Origin of the sequence: Enterobacter sp. PI-10 (assembly GCF_027947695.1) — a bacterium.
Lineage (GTDB): Bacteria > Pseudomonadota > Gammaproteobacteria > Enterobacterales > Enterobacteriaceae > Enterobacter > Enterobacter vonholyi.
The window spans coordinates 201,719-218,985 of record NZ_JAJNOG010000005.1; the positions used below are offsets into that span (position 1 = coordinate 201,719).

The 17,267-nt window shown below is 55.8% G+C and carries 14 protein-coding genes and 1 pseudogene; 9 read left to right on the top strand and 6 right to left on the bottom strand.

Translation table 11 applies throughout. The features are described from left to right. Position 1: 1 nt before the first annotated feature. The 5 genes from LRM19_RS13650 (at position 2) to aldB (ending at position 6,795) form a co-directional block, all read left to right on the top strand. Positions 2-1,138, top strand: coding sequence for an HlyD family secretion protein (locus LRM19_RS13650; protein WP_115876687.1), 1,137 nt, complete (start codon positions 2-4; stop codon positions 1,136-1,138). 90 nt (positions 1,139-1,228) lie between these two features. Continuing rightward, positions 1,229-1,837 (top strand): glutathione S-transferase, encoded by a 609-nt coding sequence (locus LRM19_RS13655; RefSeq protein WP_271369149.1) that lies wholly within the window; start codon positions 1,229-1,231, stop codon positions 1,835-1,837. Positions 1,838-1,940: 103 nt separating this feature from the next. After that, positions 1,941-3,326, top strand: coding sequence for an L-seryl-tRNA(Sec) selenium transferase (selA, locus tag LRM19_RS13660; protein ID WP_271369150.1), 1,386 nt, complete (start codon positions 1,941-1,943; stop codon positions 3,324-3,326). Continuing rightward, complete coding sequence (gene selB / locus LRM19_RS13665) at positions 3,323-5,170, top strand: selenocysteine-specific translation elongation factor (protein ID WP_271369151.1); 1,848 nt, start codon at positions 3,323-3,325, stop codon at positions 5,168-5,170. The genes selA and selB overlap by 4 nt, the downstream gene beginning before the upstream one ends. Positions 5,171-5,256: 86 nt before the next feature. Next, positions 5,257-6,795: an aldehyde dehydrogenase AldB gene (gene aldB, locus LRM19_RS13670; protein WP_111964324.1), complete on the top strand. Its 1,539-nt coding sequence runs from the start codon at positions 5,257-5,259 to the stop codon at positions 6,793-6,795. Here aldB and LRM19_RS13675 read toward each other — a convergent pair. Beyond that, positions 6,792-7,757, bottom strand: coding sequence for a LysR family transcriptional regulator (locus LRM19_RS13675; RefSeq protein WP_111964325.1), 966 nt, complete (start codon positions 7,755-7,757; stop codon positions 6,792-6,794). The two genes, aldB and LRM19_RS13675, sit on opposite strands and share 4 nt — an antisense overlap. Positions 7,758-7,874: 117 nt before the next feature. On the opposite strand from LRM19_RS13675, the gene LRM19_RS13680 reads away from it, so the two are divergent. The 3 genes and pseudogenes from LRM19_RS13680 to LRM19_RS13690 all read left to right on the top strand — a co-directional run bounded on the left by LRM19_RS13680 (position 7,875) and on the right by LRM19_RS13690 (position 9,346). Continuing rightward, entirely contained in the window at positions 7,875-8,615 is a 741-nt protein-coding gene (locus LRM19_RS13680) for a MipA/OmpV family protein (RefSeq protein ID WP_133293532.1), read from the top strand. Between the two features lie 84 nt (positions 8,616-8,699). Next, a pseudogene (locus tag LRM19_RS13685) lies at positions 8,700-8,887 on the top strand (IclR family transcriptional regulator domain-containing protein); the annotation flags it as partial. 3 nt (positions 8,888-8,890) lie between these two features. Beyond that, positions 8,891-9,346 (top strand): 4Fe-4S dicluster domain-containing protein, encoded by a 456-nt coding sequence (locus LRM19_RS13690; protein WP_271369152.1) that lies wholly within the window; start codon positions 8,891-8,893, stop codon positions 9,344-9,346. Here LRM19_RS13690 and LRM19_RS13695 read toward each other — a convergent pair. From LRM19_RS13695 to LRM19_RS13715, 5 genes are all read right to left on the bottom strand, one after another. After that, on the bottom strand, positions 9,330-11,048 hold the full coding sequence (locus LRM19_RS13695; protein WP_271369153.1) for a ShlB/FhaC/HecB family hemolysin secretion/activation protein: 1,719 nt from the start codon (positions 11,046-11,048) through the stop codon (positions 9,330-9,332). The two genes, LRM19_RS13690 and LRM19_RS13695, sit on opposite strands and share 17 nt — an antisense overlap. A 90-nt stretch (positions 11,049-11,138) precedes the next feature. Then, positions 11,139-11,975, bottom strand: coding sequence for a collagen-like triple helix repeat-containing protein (locus LRM19_RS13700; protein ID WP_271369154.1), 837 nt, complete (start codon positions 11,973-11,975; stop codon positions 11,139-11,141). A gap of 29 nt (positions 11,976-12,004) precedes the next feature. After that, on the bottom strand, positions 12,005-12,307 hold the full coding sequence (locus LRM19_RS13705) for a hypothetical protein (protein WP_115876677.1): 303 nt from the start codon (positions 12,305-12,307) through the stop codon (positions 12,005-12,007). Positions 12,308-12,624: 317 nt separating this feature from the next. After that, positions 12,625-13,881, bottom strand: a complete 1,257-nt coding sequence (avtA, locus tag LRM19_RS13710) for a valine--pyruvate transaminase (protein ID WP_271369155.1) — start codon at positions 13,879-13,881, stop codon at positions 12,625-12,627. A 183-nt stretch (positions 13,882-14,064) separates the two neighbouring features. Continuing rightward, on the bottom strand, positions 14,065-16,095 hold the full coding sequence (locus tag LRM19_RS13715) for an alpha-amylase (protein WP_271369156.1): 2,031 nt from the start codon (positions 16,093-16,095) through the stop codon (positions 14,065-14,067). 314 nt (positions 16,096-16,409) lie between these two features. On the opposite strand from LRM19_RS13715, the gene LRM19_RS13720 reads away from it, so the two are divergent. Next, on the top strand, positions 16,410-17,234 hold the full coding sequence (locus LRM19_RS13720; RefSeq protein WP_111964332.1) for a protein bax: 825 nt from the start codon (positions 16,410-16,412) through the stop codon (positions 17,232-17,234). Positions 17,235-17,267: the final 33 nt, after the last annotated feature.

Consider the following 17,267-nt stretch of genomic DNA (forward strand, 5'->3'; position numbering starts at 1 on the left):
CATGGATCTGTTGATTATTTTGACCTACGTGGCATTTGCCTGGGCCATCTTTAAAATATTCCGAATTCCGGTCAACCAGTGGACGCTTGCCACCGCAACATTAGGCGGCGTATTTATTGTTGCCGGACTTATTCTGTTAATGAACTATAACCACCCGTATACCTTTACGGCGCAAAAAGCGGTTATTTCTATTCCAATCACGCCGCAGGTGACCGGTGTGGTCAGCGAAGTGACCGATAAAAATAACCAGCTAATTAAAAAAGGCGAAGTGTTATTTAAACTGGATCCAGGCCGCTATCAGGCGCGGGTCGACAGGCTTCAGGCCGACCTGGTGACCGCGACGCACAATATCGATAATCTGAAGGCGCAGCTGGCGGAAGCCGTTGCCAATACCACGCGCGTCTCCGCTGAACGCGATCGCCTCTATAAAGATTATCAGCGCTACCTGAAAGGCAGCCAGGCGAAGGTGAATCCGTTCTCTGAAAGCGATATCGACAACGCGCGGCAGAACTATCTGGCGCAGGATGCGCTGGTGAAAGGCTCCGTGGCTGAACAGGTACAGATCCAAAGCCAGTTAGACAGCATGGTGAACGGCGAGCAGTCGCAGATTGCGTCGTTACGCGCCCAGCTTGCCGAAGCCAAATACAACCTGGACCAGACCGTGGTGCGTGCGCCGAGCGATGGTTACATCACCCAGGTGCTGATACGTCCGGGGACCTATGCCGCCGCGCTGCCGCTGCGTCCGGTGATGGTCTTTATCCCAGAACAGAAGCGTCAGATTGTGGCCCAGTTCCGCCAGAACTCGCTGCTGCGTCTGAAGCCGGGCGATGAAGCGGAAGTGGTGTTTAACGCGCTGCCGGGCCAGGTGTTCTCCGGGAAGCTCACCAGTATTCTGCCGGTGGTGCCGGGGGGAACCTATCAGGCGCAGGGCGCGCTGCAGTCGCTGACGGTGGTGCCTGGAACGGACGGCGTTCAGGCACTTATTGAGCTGGAACCCAACGCCGAAGTCGATGCCCTGCCGGACGGTATCTATGCCCAGGTGGCGGTCTATTCGGACCACTTCGCCCACGTCTCGGTTATGCGTAAAGTACTGCTGCGTATGACCAGCTGGATGCACTACCTCTACCTCGATCACTAATCCTTCCAGGGCAGGAATGCGACATGCAGACCTGCCCTTTTTTCATCGCTTGATCCATACTGACTTTTTTCCGGCATCAAGGATCAGGCAATGAAACTCATCGGCAGCTATACCAGTCCCTTCGTGCGAAAAATCTCGATTCTCCTACTGGAGAAGGGGATTGAATTTGAATTCGTGAATGAACAGCCCTACAACGCGGAAAACGGCGTCGCGCAGTACAACCCGCTGGGAAAAGTGCCAGCGCTGGTCACGGACGAGGGCGAATACTGGTTTGATTCCCCGATTATTGCGGAGTATATCGAGCTGCTGGGCGTTGCCCCGGCAATGCTGCCGGCTGACCCAAAAGCGGCGCTGGCGGTGAAGCAAATTGAAGCCCTGGCCGACGGTATTATGGATGCGGCATTAACCTCCGTACGGGAACAGGCAAGGCCCGCTGCCCAGCAGTCGGAAACGGAACTGTTACGCCAGCGGGAAAAAATCAGCCGCAGCCTGGACAGGTGCGAACAGCTTATCCGGGAGGGAAAGATCGACACCGACAGCCTGAACCTGGCAACTATCGCCATCGCCTGCGCGATTGGCTATCTCAACTTCCGCCACGTCTCCCCGGGCTGGTGCGTCGACCGTCCGCTGCTGGTGAAGCTTGCAGACACGCTGTTTAGCCGCGAGAGCTTTGCCCGTACAGAACCGCCAAAGGCTTGACGCGGGTTATAACACTTCGGCGTCGGAGGCGGTACAATCCCTCTACATGTTAACTCCCTCTCCCGTCGGGAGGGGGGAAGATATTTATTCGCCAGGCGCTTTCATGACTACTCATCGTTCGCTGTACAGCCAGATCCCCGCTACCGACCGTCTCCTTCGCGAGCCCCGCATTCATGCTGTTGTTGAGCGCTTCGGCCATACCGCGACGGTGGAAATGTTACGCCTGCTTCAGGACGAAGCCCGCTGCGCGATTCAGGCAGAAAACGCCTTGCCCGACTGGTGCAGTGCGTGGGAGCAGGAAGTTGAACAGCGGCTGGATGAGAAGGCGCAAAGCGCGTTACGCCCGGTGATTAACCTGACCGGTACCGTACTGCATACCAACCTCGGGCGAGCCCAGCAGGCGGAAGAGGCCGTTGCCGCCGTCGTGCAGGCCATGCAAGCGCCTGTAACGCTGGAGTACGATCTGGACGGCGCCGGACGCGGGCACCGCGACCGCGCGCTGGCGGAGCTGCTGTGCCAGCTGACCGGCGCGGAAGATGCCTGCATTGTGAATAACAACGCCGCAGCGGTGCTGCTGATGCTGGCGGCCACCGCCAGCGGCAAAGAGGTAGTGGTGTCCCGCGGCGAGCTGGTGGAGATTGGCGGGGCATTTCGTATTCCGGACGTGATGCGCCAGGCGGGCTGCACGCTGCATGAAGTGGGCACCACCAACCGTACCCATGCGAAAGACTATCGCGCGGCAGTGAATGAAAATACTGCCCTGCTGATGAAGGTCCACACCAGCAATTATCATATTGAAGGCTTCACCAAAACGGTTGAAGAGGCGGAGCTGGCGGCGATTGGGCGCGAACTGAACATACCGGTGATTGCCGATCTCGGCAGCGGCTCGCTGGTGGATCTAAGCCTGTACGGGCTGCCAAAAGAGCCGATGCCGCAGGAGATGATTGCGGCGGGCGTTAGCCTGGTCAGCTTTTCCGGCGACAAACTGCTGGGCGGGCCGCAGGCCGGGATTATCGTCGGCAAGCGCGAGCTGATTGCGCAGCTGCAGCAGCATCCGCTCAAGCGCGCCCTGCGCGCCGATAAAATGACGCTTGCCGCGCTGGAGGCGACGCTGCGGCTCTATCTCCATCCGGAAAAACTGGCTGAGCGCCTGCCCACGCTGCGCCTGTTAAGCCGCGATGCCGCCTCGATTCGCGCCCAGGCCGAATTACTGCTGCCGCGCGTCGCTCCTCACTACCCCGATTTTGACGTTCGCATTGAGCCCTGCCAGTCGCAGATTGGCAGCGGTTCGTTGCCGGTGGACAGGCTGCCGAGTGAAGCGCTGACGTTCACCCCGCGCGACGGGCGCGGCAGCCACCTTGAAGCCCTGTCGTCGCGCTGGCGTAATTTGTCGACGCCGGTGATCGGGCGGATTTACGATGGCCGGATGTGGCTGGATCTGCGCTGCCTTGAAGATGAAGAGCGATTTCTGGAGATGTTGTTGAAATGATTATTGCCACCGCCGGTCACGTTGACCACGGAAAAACCACGTTACTGCAGGCCATTACCGGCGTAAACGCCGACCGCCTGCCGGAAGAGAAAAAGCGCGGCATGACCATCGATCTGGGCTATGCCTACTGGCCCCAGCCTGATGGCCGCGTGCTGGGCTTTATTGATGTGCCGGGGCATGAAAAGTTTCTGTCCAACATGCTGGCGGGCGTGGGCGGCATCGATCATGCCCTGCTGGTGGTGGCCTGCGATGACGGCGTGATGGCGCAAACCCTCGAGCACCTGGCGATCCTGCAGCTGACCGGTAACCCGCAGCTGACCGTGGCGCTGACCAAAGCCGATCGCGTGGATGACGCACGCGTCAGCGAGGTGCGCGAAACGGTACAGGCGACCTTGCGGGAGTATGGTTTTTCCGATGCACCGCTATTTGTCACCGTGGCGACGGAAGGGCGCGGTATCGACGAACTTCGCCACCACTTACAGCAGCTTTCATCACGCGACCACGCCAGCCATCATCGTTTCCGCCTGGCGATCGACCGGGCGTTTACCGTAAAAGGCGCGGGGCTGGTGGTGACTGGTACGGCGCTGAGCGGCGAAGTGAACGTCGGTGATACGCTCTGGCTGACGGGCGTGAACAAACCGATGCGCGTGCGCGGGCTGCACGCACAAAACCAGCCCGCAGACCGCGCCCACGCCGGGCAGCGGATCGCGCTGAACATTGCCGGGGATGCGGAAAAAGAGCAGCTTAATCGCGGCGACTGGCTGCTGGCCGATGCTCCGCTGGAACCGTCTGAACGCGTCATCGTCTCCCTGCAGGCAAACGTGCCCCTGACCCAATGGCAGCCGCTGCATATTCACCACGCGGCCAGCCATATCACCGGGCGCGTGTCGCTGCTGGAAAACGATCTTGCCGAACTGGTATTCGATTCACCGCTCTGGCTGGCAGACAACGATCGTCTGGTTCTGCGTGATATTTCTGCAAGGGAAACGCTGGCCGGGGCGCGCGTGGTGGCGCTGAATCCACCGCGACGCGGCAAGCGCAAACCTGAATATCTGCAGTGGCTGGCCGCGCTGGCGCAGGCCAGCGATGATAACGCCGCGCTGCGGGTGCACCTCGATCGCGGGGCGGTGAGCCTGCGTGATTTTGCATGGGCACGCCAGCTGAGCGAAGAAGGGTTACGCCTGCTGGCCCAGCAGCCGGGCTTTATACAGGCCGGAGACAGCCTGCTCAATGCCCCGGTTGCTGCGCAATGGCAGCGTAAGATACTGAACACGCTTGCGACTTACCACGAACAGCATCAGGACGAGCCAGGCCCGGGCCGTGAGCGTCTGCGACGCATGGCGCTGCCGATGGAAGACGATGCGCTGGTGCTGCTGCTGATTGAAAACATGCGCGAAAGCGGGGTGATTAAAAGCCACCACGGCTGGCTGCACCTGCCGGATCACAAGGCCGGGTTCACCGCAGATCAGGAGGCGATATGGCAAAAAGTAGCCCCGCTGTTTGGCGATGAGCCGTGGTGGGTTCGCGATCTGGCTCGCGAAACCAACACCGACGAACAGCTAATGCGCCAGGTATTGCGCCATGCGGCGCAGCAGGGGCTAATAGTCGCGATCGTGAAAGATCGTTATTACCGTAACGATCGTATTGTGGCGTTTGCCAACCTGATCCGCGAGCTGGATCAGGCGCGCGGCTCGACCTGCGCAGCGGATTTCCGCGATCGGCTGAACGTGGGGCGCAAGCTGGCGATCCAGATCCTGGAATACTTCAACCGCATCGGCTTTACCCGCCGTCGCGGTAACGATCATTTATTACGCGATTCGTTATTATTTCCTGAAACTCCGTGACCCCCGTCGTAAACGCCGTTATCGGTTGGCGAGAAAATCGCCAGCCGGAACTACCCTTGTTGTACACCAACAGCAAGGAGACGGTCATGACAAACAATCCTCCCTCATCGCGTATCCAGCCCGGCGAGTATGGTTTTCCCCTCAAGCTGAAGCCTCGTTATGACAACTTTATTGGCGGCGACTGGGTAGCTCCCGTCGACGGCGAATACTATTCCAACCTTACTCCCGTTACCGGCCAGCCGCTGTGCGAAATTGCCAGCTCCGGCAAGCGTGATATCGACCTGGCGCTGGATGCGGCGCACAAAGCGAAAGAAAAATGGGCTCACACCTCCGTGCAGGACCGGGCGGCGATCCTGTTCAAAATCGCCGATCGGATGGAGCAGAATCTGGAGCTGCTGGCGACGGCTGAAACCTGGGATAACGGCAAGCCGATACGGGAAACGATGGCGGCAGACGTGCCGCTGGCCATTGACCACTTCCGCTATTTTGCTTCCTGCATTCGCGCTCAGGAGGGAGGAATAAGCGAGGTAGACAGCGATACCGTGGCGTATCACTTCCACGAACCGCTGGGCGTCGTCGGGCAAATCATACCGTGGAACTTCCCGCTGCTGATGGCGAGCTGGAAAATGGCGCCCGCGCTGGCGGCGGGAAACTGCATCGTGCTGAAACCGGCGCGTCTGACCCCGCTCTCGGTGCTGCTGCTGATGGAAATCGTTGGCGATCTTTTGCCGCCGGGCGTGATTAACGTGGTTAACGGTGCGGGCGGTGAGATAGGGGAATATCTGGCTACCTCAAAACGGATCGCCAAAGTGGCGTTTACCGGATCGACGGAGGTGGGCCAGCAGATCATGCAGTACGCCACGCAGAACATCATTCCGGTGACCCTGGAGCTGGGCGGGAAATCCCCGAACATCTTCTTCGCAGACGTGATGGAGGAAGAGGATGCCTTCTTCGATAAAGCCCTGGAAGGGTTTGCGCTGTTTGCGTTTAACCAGGGCGAAGTCTGCACTTGCCCAAGCCGTGCGCTGGTACAAGAGTCCATCTACGAGCGCTTTATGGAGCGGGCGATTCGGCGCGTTGAGTCTATCCGCAGCGGTAACCCGCTTGATAACGCCACGCAGATGGGGGCGCAGGTCTCGCATGGACAGCTGGAAACTATCCTCAACTACATTGATATCGGCAAGAAAGAGGGGGCGGATATTCTCACCGGTGGGCGTCGTAAGGTACTCGGTGGGGATCTGCAGGACGGGTATTATCTGGAGCCGACGATCCTGTTCGGTCAAAACAACATGCGCGTCTTCCAGGAAGAAATTTTCGGACCGGTACTGGCCGTGACCACCTTCAAAACGATGGAGGAGGCGCTGGAGATTGCCAACGACACGCCGTATGGCCTGGGAGCAGGCGTCTGGAGCCGCAACGGTAATCTGGCCTATAAAATGGGCAGAGGCATTCAGGCCGGGCGCGTATGGACCAACTGCTACCACGCCTATCCTGCGCACGCGGCATTTGGCGGTTATAAGCAATCGGGCATCGGGCGTGAAACCCACAAGATGATGCTGGAGCATTATCAGCAGACGAAATGTTTGCTGGTCAGCTACTCCGATAAGCCGCTGGGGCTGTTTTAATCACCCAGCTCAGGCCGTCCATGCACGGCCTGAGCAATTTGCTGGCGCAGGCAGTTCAGAACGCCATCCAGTACGTATTGCACGCGCCAGGGCTGGTATTCGCGTTTGCGGAAGATGGCCGTCAGATCGAGCCACCACTCTTCCTGATGCGGGAAGCAGGGGACCAGCATTCCTTGCGTTAATTCTTTTTTCAGACTTTCTTTTGGTGCAAAAACAATCCCAAGATTATTTCTTGCCAGCTCCAGAGCCGTCTGAGTATTGTCGCAAATATAATTACCGGTCACCCGGTAGTCATGCACGTCATCGCTGCCGTGCACTCGGAAACGCCAGATGTTGGCATCATCAACCAGCATGGAGTCAATGAGAATACAGGAGTGATTAATTAAATCTTCCGGTCCCGTTAAGGGGTGTTTATTTAAATACTCCACGGTTGCGAAGGCCGTAACGGAATATTGTGTCAGAACGCTGGCAACCAGACTTTCGTCTTTAGGCTGCGCATAAGTAATTAAAATGTCGCAGTCATCCGGAAAGGAAACGCCTTCTGAAAATTCATTCCGGTCCAGATTGTAGGTTTTCAAAGAAATGCGAATGTCACCGATGTCTTCTATCTGATGGATCACGTGTCGCGCGAGGTAGGTCACGATGCCGGTTGGGGCATAGATCGTCACTTTTCCGCGCTTTTCGTGCTTATAATCCGCAATGAAATTCACAAGCTGGCTGTTCTTATCCAGTGTTGCATTAACGTAAGGGAGCAACGCTTCACCAAACTGGGTCAGGGCAAGCTGGCGCGTGGTGCGCTCAAAAACCTTGAGTCCAACCCGCGTTTCAAAATCAGACAGATATTTACTGACGTTGGCCTGCGCCATACCCAGCAGGGCGGCGGCATCACCAATGCTGTGGGTGGCTGCAATGACGGAGATAATTTTTAATTCGCGTGGTTTTAGCTGTAATGTACTCATCATGCACACCCATCTATATGATTTTATATATAATATTATATAAACCGCAGCGTTGCATTGGCAATTTTGTAACCATTATTATGCGCCTCGCTTGTTTGGCATTTAAATGGATTACATAGAATGACTATTAAATACAATTTACTCATCGCGGCCACGTTATTTGCATCAACGTCTGCCATGGCTGGTGATTTTTCACTTGGAGCGGGGGCTGTATTTAATGAGTCTCCTTACAAAGGTTATAACGAAAATACTACCGCAGTACCGTTAATTAGCTACGAAGGCGATCGCTTTTATGTTCGCCAGACCACGGGTGGATGGATCCTGTGGAAAGACGCAAAAAATGAACTCAGCCTGACCGCAACGTGGATGCCGCTGCATTTCGATCCTGATGACAACGACGACCATCAGATGAAGCAGCTTGATGAGCGTAAAGCATCTGCGTTCCTCGGTGGGGCGTACTACCGTCACGAAAGCTGGGGGTCGCTGAAAGTGGCCGTTTCTGGCGATGCGATGGATGAAAGCGGCGGCGTGGTGGGCGAGGTATCGTACTTCCGTCCGATCAAAATGGAGCGCCTGACCCTGACACCTTCTGTTGGTGTTTTCTACAGCGACGAAAGCTATAACGACTATTACTACGGCGTATCCGGCAGCGAGTCTCGCCGCTCCGGACTGGATAAATACACCGCTGGCGACAGTTGGACGCCATACGTTGGCCTGGCGGCTAAATATCAGTTAACCCAGAATCTGTACCTCAACGCCAGCGCGGTTTACACCGTGTTGCCTGACGACGTGAAGAACAGCCCGATGATCGACCGCGATGACAGCTTCGCGCTGATGACCGGCCTGACCTGGCGTTTCTGATGCGGTAAAGCCGGGGGCAGGTTCGCCTTACCCGGCCTACGATCGTGCCTGTCGAGCAGTTCCTGCTGCATATCCGGGATCTGAATCGGCCAGCATATGCCTCTCTATTGCTCCGCAATGGGCAAGATCTACATGGCGTTGAGATCCAACCTTTGACGCGGAACACCATCACTGAACTGAGCGCCATGTATGATGAACTGGTGTTTGATATCCACGGCCGCGTTCCGTATGCGATCTCAAAAGAGCTGGATTTTAACGTACGAGAGGCGTAACAGATGAACCGATTTATCATGGCGGATGCGGAAAAATGCATCGGGTGCCGCACCTGTGAAGTGGCCTGTGCGGTTGCGCATCAGGATGACTTCACCGCAGAGGCTTTTACCTCTCGCCTGCGGGTTGTGAAGGGGGATACATATACTACGGCGGTGGGTTGCCATCAGTGCGAGGACGCACCCTGTGCCAATGTCTGCCCAACCCATGCCATTTGCCTTATGGCGGGCGCCTGGCTTGTTGAGCAGACGCGCTGTATTGGCTGCAAGAGCTGTATGGTCGCCTGTCCGTTTGGGGCGATGCAGGTGCGTCTGGATGGGGGTAAGGCACAAGCGCTGAAATGTGATTTGTGCCTGCATCGCGAAGGCGGACCGGCCTGCGTGGAGGCCTGTCCAACCCACGCGCTGCGCTGTGTTGATCCTGCCAGTCTTCGGGCTGAAAAGCTTACTGCATTTTATTGAAATTCCAGGTAAACGTCAGGCTGTAGCGCCAGTCTCTGTTGCGACTGTCTGTCGAAACATCCCCGACGGGTCTTGCCGCCTCAACCGTGATGCTATAGTGGCGGGTATCGCCTACCATCACGCCTGCCGCCACTGACCCGAGCCGCTGATGAGGCAAGCCGGAGGTGTTAAACCAGGTTTGCGCGGTATCGGCCAGGATGTAGGGCTGGATAGTGGCAAGCCAGGTGCTCTCTTTTCGCATCTGGATATAGCGCAGTTCTACCTGCCCGCCGTAGCCGTAGTCACCGCTTGCTTCACTGTCCTGATATCCTCGTCCAAAGCGCTGGGCACCGAAGCTAACGCGTTCGGGCTCGGGCAGCGTGTTGTTTGACCAGTCTCCCTCCCAGGAGGTTGATAGCCGCCATTTATCGGCAAACAGCCAGGCTGCGTCCAGATAGCTTTTCGTGAGCGTAAAATTAATATCGGGCCTGGGGGCCGAGACGATATCGGCACCCATCGCATCAATACCCTGACGAACGTTGAGTCGGCCGCTGATGCTGGCGGTTGTGAATTGATGTGCACCGTTGATGCCGACTTCCAGGGCGGGATAACGCGCGTGCTGATTGACGGAGTCAAGGCTATAGGTTTTGCCCTGCAGTCTGGCCTGCAGAGCATAATCATCCTGGCGGTCGGTGTAATCAAAACCGCTGGTCAGATTAATTTGTGATTTTTGCGTCAGCAGCAGGGGATAGCCAAACGTCACGCCGCCGTTGTATTGCGTTGTTTTTTGCTTCGAATCGACGCTGATATTATTCGGCAAAGAGAGCAGGGGAGAAAAATCTCGCGGCTCTTCATGGTAATAGCTGCCTTTGAGCTGCATCGTCAGCCCTTCATCGTTTAAAAACTGCTGCCAGTTGAGCCCGACATAGTTTTTTCGCGTGTTGCTATCTAACGGCACAAGCGTGGCCACGCCAAGCTGATCGCCATAGCTTGTCATGTTGCTGAGCGTGCCGTTCAGCATCATTAAATCTTGCCCTTTACGGGTATCGATCGTCGAGGCGATATTCCAGCTCCGCTCCTGGTTGCCGGTGATTTGCATCGCCGCCGCGCCATAGATATTGGTTGGCAGCTGCGCGTTAGCCGTAACCGGAACGTTCGGGGTGCGCGTCATCAGCTGGCTGTAGCGATCGAACGTATCCTGAGACAGCGGTTTTTCCGCCATGATTTTTTCGGACAGACGTTTAAGACGTTCAGCGATGTGGGGGTTATTACTGGTGATGTCGCTATGAGCGACATAGCCTTCAACCAGAACAATTTTAATATTGCCCTGCTGGAAATTATTATCGGGCAGCCAGGCATAGGAGAGCGGAAAACCGTCAGCCTTGTAGCGCGCCGTAATATCGTTTACCAGCCCCGTGAGCGTTTTTAGCGGCACGGTTTTTCCGGCGTAAGGTCTGAAGGGCTGAAGTAATTCCTTCAAGGGATAACGCGTGCCGCCAATAAACTGAATGTGATTAATGGTAATGGGCGTTTCAGGCGTCAGCGTTGACTTCGGTTTTTCTATTTTGACGGTCGGCTGTTGAACGGCTTCAGTCTGTTCGGGGGCAACGTTACGAGAAACTTGCGCCGGGTTATCGGGGTTAATAATAGAGGGCAGAGTATCGGCGCGGGCCATGCTCAGCACAACCAGCCCCGTCAGCGAAAAAAGGAAGTGGTGTTTCATCGCGCAATCCCTGTTCGTCATCCCCGGTTGGGGTAAGTGTCGCTGAATAAAGCGCCCCTTAACCAGGGGCGCAGACAGGCAATAAAAGGATTACTGTTTTGGCGTCAGTAGGCTCGACGTTAGCGTGTTGAGCCCGTTAATCGGGTTTGACGTAGATGTGTTTTGGGTTGTGCCTGCATTGGCCGTTACACCCGCAGTCAGCGTATTGAGGGTGGTATTGACCGTTGTGCTCAGGCTATTGTTTGTGGCTGTCACATTGGCATCGGCCGTCAGAGATCCTGTGCCGCTGCCTCCGGTGGTTGATGTGGGTTTCACTAGCGTACCGCTATCCGTGACCGTCTGGCCGACATTTTGAACGACCTGACCGACACCGCTAAGCCCGCTATTGCTGCTGCTAATGTTGGTCCCTACGCCGCTGACGGTGCCACCCACCTGGGTTAGCAGACCGTTGACCGGTGTGCCGAGACCCGTTGTGGTGCCTACGGTTTGCGTCACGCCTTGTACTCCGCCCAGCGTCTTGTTAGCCAGGGTCGTGGTATCGGTTGTTACCTGAGTGACTGCAGGGCTGCTTACCGTGTTGGTGAGACCCGTGCCGGTGTTACTGACCAGTTGCCCGGTACTGTTTACCACGCTACCCGTCAGGCCCGTTACGCCGCTGACCGATGCTCCGGAAGTGGAACTCGCCAGGCCCGTACCTACCGTTGAAACGGTATTGCCGAGGGAGGTGACCGACGTGGTCACGCCTTTAACCGTTGTACCCACACCGTTCGGGTTGTTTGGATCGCCAACGCCAGTCGTGACGCCTGTCCCCACGGTGGACACGGCACTGCCAACACCGCTGACGGTGGTTGAAACGGTTGATGTGACGGGATTATTTGTTGGAAGCTGGCTTCCGAGGCCATCCACAGTGGATCCGACGCTGGTCACGGTTTTACCAGCATCACCCAGTATCGTATTTACGCCTGCGGTAGTTGTTCCTCCACTGCCCCCTGAGCCTGAGCCTGAGCCCGATCCTGAACCAGAACCCGTTCCGCCACCAGCGCCTGTCCCGGTACCTGAACCCGTTCCGGTGCCCGATCCGTTGCTGCCCGAACCGCCATTGCTCGCGGTTGTGCCACTTCCATCATCTGAGCCGCTGCTGCTTCCCGTTGCAGGGTTATTTTTGGCTGTTGAGTGAGATCCGCCACCGCTTCCACTACAGGCAGAAAGAGAGAACGCGAGCAGTACCGCAACAGCAATAGCGCTGATGCGACTAACATTATTAGGTAGCATATGAATACTCCACGCAAAAGAACGCCGAGCGGCGTATTAGTGAGTATATGCAGTATTTTTAAATATGCATGAAAGTGGCTGAAGAAGGTATTTTTCTTCGGTGTAGGTGGTTATTTAAAATAACAATAAGTTAGGGTGTTTAATCGGTGCTTAATTATTGAGAGAGTAGTTAGTGGGCGTAAATTAAAGGAGTATTCCTAAGAAAACTCAATGGGGATGATAAATGAAACGCTACAGGATATATCCTTATTGTAAGATTCAGATCACGGAAAAATAAGGCTCTTCATTTGAAGAGCCTAATTATTTAACAATTGCCTTCGAGCCAGGCTTTTTCGATTTCTTCGGCGAGAATTTTAACCCCCGCTTCGATTTTTTCCGGGTCGGGGACGTAGTTCATGCGCATGCACTGATGGGTATGCGGCCATGGCTTATCCAGTCCCGGGAAGAAATAATCGCCCGGAACCATCAGCACGCCGCGCTTTTTAAGGCGCTGGTAGAGCAGTTCGGTAGTGATAGGCAAATCCTTAAACCACAGCCACAGGAAAATCGCTCCTTCAGGCTTGTGGATCAGGCAGCGTTCTTCCGGCAAATAGCGGCGAATTGTCGCGATTGTTTCCTGAACGCGCAGGTAGTAGAAAGGCTTAATCACGTCATTCGACAGACGCAGCAGGTCCTTGCGTTTGATCATCTCGCACATCATCGCCGGGCCAATGCCGCCCGGTGAAAGGCTGATAATACCGTTCATATTGGTAATGGCGGTGATGATTTTCTCATTGGCGATGATGATGCCGCAGCGGCTGCCCGGCAGTCCCAGCTTAGAGAGGCTCATGCACAGGACAATGTTCGGGTTCCACAGCGGACGTGCTTCGCTGAAGATAATGCCCGGGAACGGTACGCCGTAGGCGTTATCGATTACCAGTGGAATGCCGTGCTGATTTGCCAGTGCATCCAGCTTCATCAGTTCGTCATCGGTGATCACATTGCCCGTTGGGTTAGTCGGGCGCGATACGCAGATCATGCCCGTCTCTTCACCAATATGCAGGTGTTCAAAATCGACGTGATATTTGAACTGGCCTTCCGGCAGCAGCTCGATGTTCGGGCGCGCGGAGACGAACAGATCCTCTTCCAGGCCGGAATCGGCATAGCCGATATACTCCGGCGCCAGCGGGAACAGCACTTTTTTGGTGGTGCCGTCGGCGCGACGCCCTGCGAACAGGTTAAACAAGTAGAAAAATGCGCTCTGGCTGCCGTTTGTCAGTGCAATATTCTGTGGTTCGATATCCCAGCCCAGCTCGTCACGCAGCATTTCGGCGAGGAGTGCCAGCAGTTCGGTTTTACCCTGCGGGCCGTCGTAATTGCAAAGCGCATCGGTTGCTTTGCCGCTTTCCAGCATCTGAGCGAGCAGCGTCTGGAAATAGGTCGTCATCTCCGGAATTTGAGCCGGGTTTCCGCCGCCGAGCATGATTGCGCCCGGTGTGCGCAGCCCGTCGTTGAGGTCCTCCATCAGGCGAGTAATGCCTGAATGGCGGGTAAATTTGTCGCCGAAAAGTGAAAACGTCATAGCAGGTGATCTGTCGAGCTTATTTTGAAAGTGGGTAACCATAACGCTAGCACCGTGTTGGTGCAAATCGGGTGGTGTGGTCGGATTTGTTGTTTTATAGGGCGGGAGTGGGTTTGTGTAGTGAATAGTTCTGGAGCTCCTCCCCTCTCCCCATGGGGAGAGGGTTAGGGTGAGGGGTATGATCTACTGATTCCCCGCCCAGACGACCATCACCTTATCGCCATCATGTTCACGTACGAAGCCATACCCCTCTTTCAGCGACAGCGTGGTTTGTTTGCCTTCACCAATCGCCGGGTGGCGGGCGCGGAACTGACCCAGCGTTTGCCAGTGGGCGACGGTTAAGGCCTGCTTGCCCGTAACGTCCTGCCAGTTCATATCCGAACGGGTGCCCTGCAGCGGGTCGGAGCCTGCTGGCCCGAATGGACGCTCAGACTCATCCCCGTAATAGATTTGCACGCTGCCCGGCGCCAGCAGGAGCAGCTCCGCCGCGCGCTGGCCCCCTTCGCGGAATAGACGCGTATCGTGTGATGAGAGATAGCTCAGCACGTTGAAGTTTTGCAGCTTCTCCGCCATCTGCTGCCAGGTGAGATCCATATCGGCCAGACAATCCACCGCTTTTGCCGCCTGTTCCTGATAATCAAAGTTGATCATCGCATCGAAGCCGTGGCGGTAATAATCGCTCTGCATGACGCCGTGGCCCCAGGATTCCCCGGTCATCCAGAACGGTGCGTTGTCGAGCTTTTTGTCCGGGTGAGCGCCTTTCCAGGCGGCCAGCGCCTGGCTTGCCTGGTCTTTCAGCTGTTTCCAGGCCGCAAGCTCAACGTGTTTCGCCGTATCCACCCGAAAACCGTCGATGCCGTAGTCACGTACCCACTGGCTGAGCCAGTGGGTCAGGTAGTCGCGCGGGGTATAGCCCGGAATCGCTTTCGCGTGGGTATCGGGCTTGTGTTGATAGAAATTGGGCAACCCGGAAGGGAAGGTGGATTCCGTTTTCAGATCGGGTAAAAACGCCAGCGACATTGTTAAATCATCAAAACCGGGGTTGTCGTAATCGCCAATGTCGGTGCGGATCCACTTTTTACCCCACCATTTTTCCCATGCGGCTTTATCGCCGAAGTTGATGTAGTCGTTAAAGCTGTGCCAGCTTTGTCCCGCGCCCGGCTTCCAGTCCGTCCAGCGTTCTCCCAGCGTCTTTTTCAGCTCGTCACCCTGCAGGTACAGGGCTCCAAACTGATACTCCTGCATGTCTGCAAGCGTGGCATAGCCAGCGTGGTTCATAACGATATCGAACAGAATGCGGATCCCGCGCTTGTGCGCTTCGTCGACAAGATGGCGTAAATCATCTTCGGTGCCCATGTTGGCGTCGAGTTTTGTCCAGTCCTGGGTGTAGTAGCCGTGATAGGCGTAGTGAGGAAAATCTCCTTTGGTGCCACCGCCGACCCAGCCGTGGATCTGCTCAAGCGGGGAGCTTATCCAGAGCGCGTTCACTCCCAGCTGCTGTAAATAATCGAGCTTGCCGGCGAGCCCCTTGAGGTCGCCACCGTGGAAAGTGCCAATTTCCTGCATGCCGTCTTTATGGCGACCGTAGCTGTTGTCGTTACCCGGGTCACCATTCGCATAGCGGTCGGTCAGCACAAAATAGACGGTGGCATTTTGCCAGCTAAACGGCGCAGGCCTGTCGGTTTCGGCGCGCTCAAGCAGCAGCAGGCCGTTACTGTTGACGGCTGGCTGCAGAGTGATGTTTCCATTTTGCACCGTCGCCGTCTGTTTACTGTAGTAGTCGCGCACGACGGAGCCTTCCGGGAAGGTATGGCTGACGTCCAGCGTCAGCGGCTTACCGTCCCACTTCGGACACTGACGGATGACGTTTGCAACCGGCTGTTCTGCGGCGCTCTGAATCGTCAGCAGCAGGGTGGGCGTGCCGGAGCGGGTATCAATCCGCATCTGGTATTCACCGCCGCGGAAAAGGCGCCACTGCGGCGGCGTGCCGTCACAGGGCTTGAGCGACAGCATCTCATTGAGTTTTATCGCACCTGTAGGCTGCCAGCACGTCTTGTCAAAACTCAGCGTAAGAGGACGCGTACCCTTCGCAAGCTTTGCCTGGCTGGTGAAGACCCCGGTGCCTTCGGCGCTAAATGCGCTAAACCCTGGCGATGACCAGTCGGCATGCGCCAGTGCGGGTAACATCAGAAAGGCTAATGCGGTACGTTTCATTCCTTTTTCCTGTCGCGGCATTTTTGACCAGTGTGCCATCAGGCGAGGGGCAAAAACTCATCCCCAGTCGGTTTCCGCCAGGAGGATGCGTGAGGATGAGTGATCTCGCGCAAAATTAGGCAGTTATCTGCGATAGCGCACACAGTTTTTGTGGAATGATGTTTTTATGAGCAAGTTTCAGGTGACATAGTTTCGGAATTGGACTATTTCTATACGTGCTCTTGAAGTCTATTTTTGATATGATTTGAGATTCCGCTCTCAAATTTGTGAAAAAAATAAGGTGTTAGGATGATTACATCCGACCAGGAGACCTAATGATATCGACTCCCATTCGACGATATGGGGCTGCGATACTCATGTTACTCACCACGGCATTTTCGGGTGAGGTGCTTGCGAAGACGCACACGGATACAACGAGTAAGAAAGCCCACGTAATAAAGACGACAAGTAGTAAGGTTAGCAGTAAACAAGAGTATTCTCGCAATAGTGCAAAGAGTAGTTCACTTCCTGATTTGCGAAAATACCCTTCCGGAACACCAAGGAAAAAAGCGTTTCTCCGGACGGTAATGCCTTACATCACGAGTCAAAATGCCGCGATTACTGCGGATCGTAACTGGCTGATTTCCAAACAGTACGATAGCCGCTGGTCGCCATCCGAGCGCGCGCGTCTGAAGGATATCACGAAGCGCTACAAGCTGAGCTGGAACGGTAACACGCGTCGTGTGCCGTGGAACGCTCTCCTTGAGCGTGTGGATATCATCCCAGGCAGTATGGTTGCGACCATGGCTGCAGCCGAAAGCGGCTGGGGGACTTCTAAGCTTGCGCGTAGCAACAACAACCTTTTCGGCATGAAATGCGTGAAAGGCCGTTGTACTAATGCGCCGGGCAAGGTGAAAGGCTATTCGCAGTTTGAATCCGTGAAAGATTCCGTTAGCGCCTACGTGGTGAATCTGAACACGCACCCGGCCTACTCATCGTTCCGGAAATCACGCGCTCAGCTGCGTAAAGCGGACCAGGAAGTGACGGCCAGTACGATGATCCACAAGCTGAAAGGGTATTCGACGAAGGGACAGAGCTATAACAACTATCTGTTTGCTATGTACCAGGATAACCAGCGCTTAATCGCCGCCCATATGTAATCTCAAAAAAACGCCTTCCACCGGAAGGCGTTT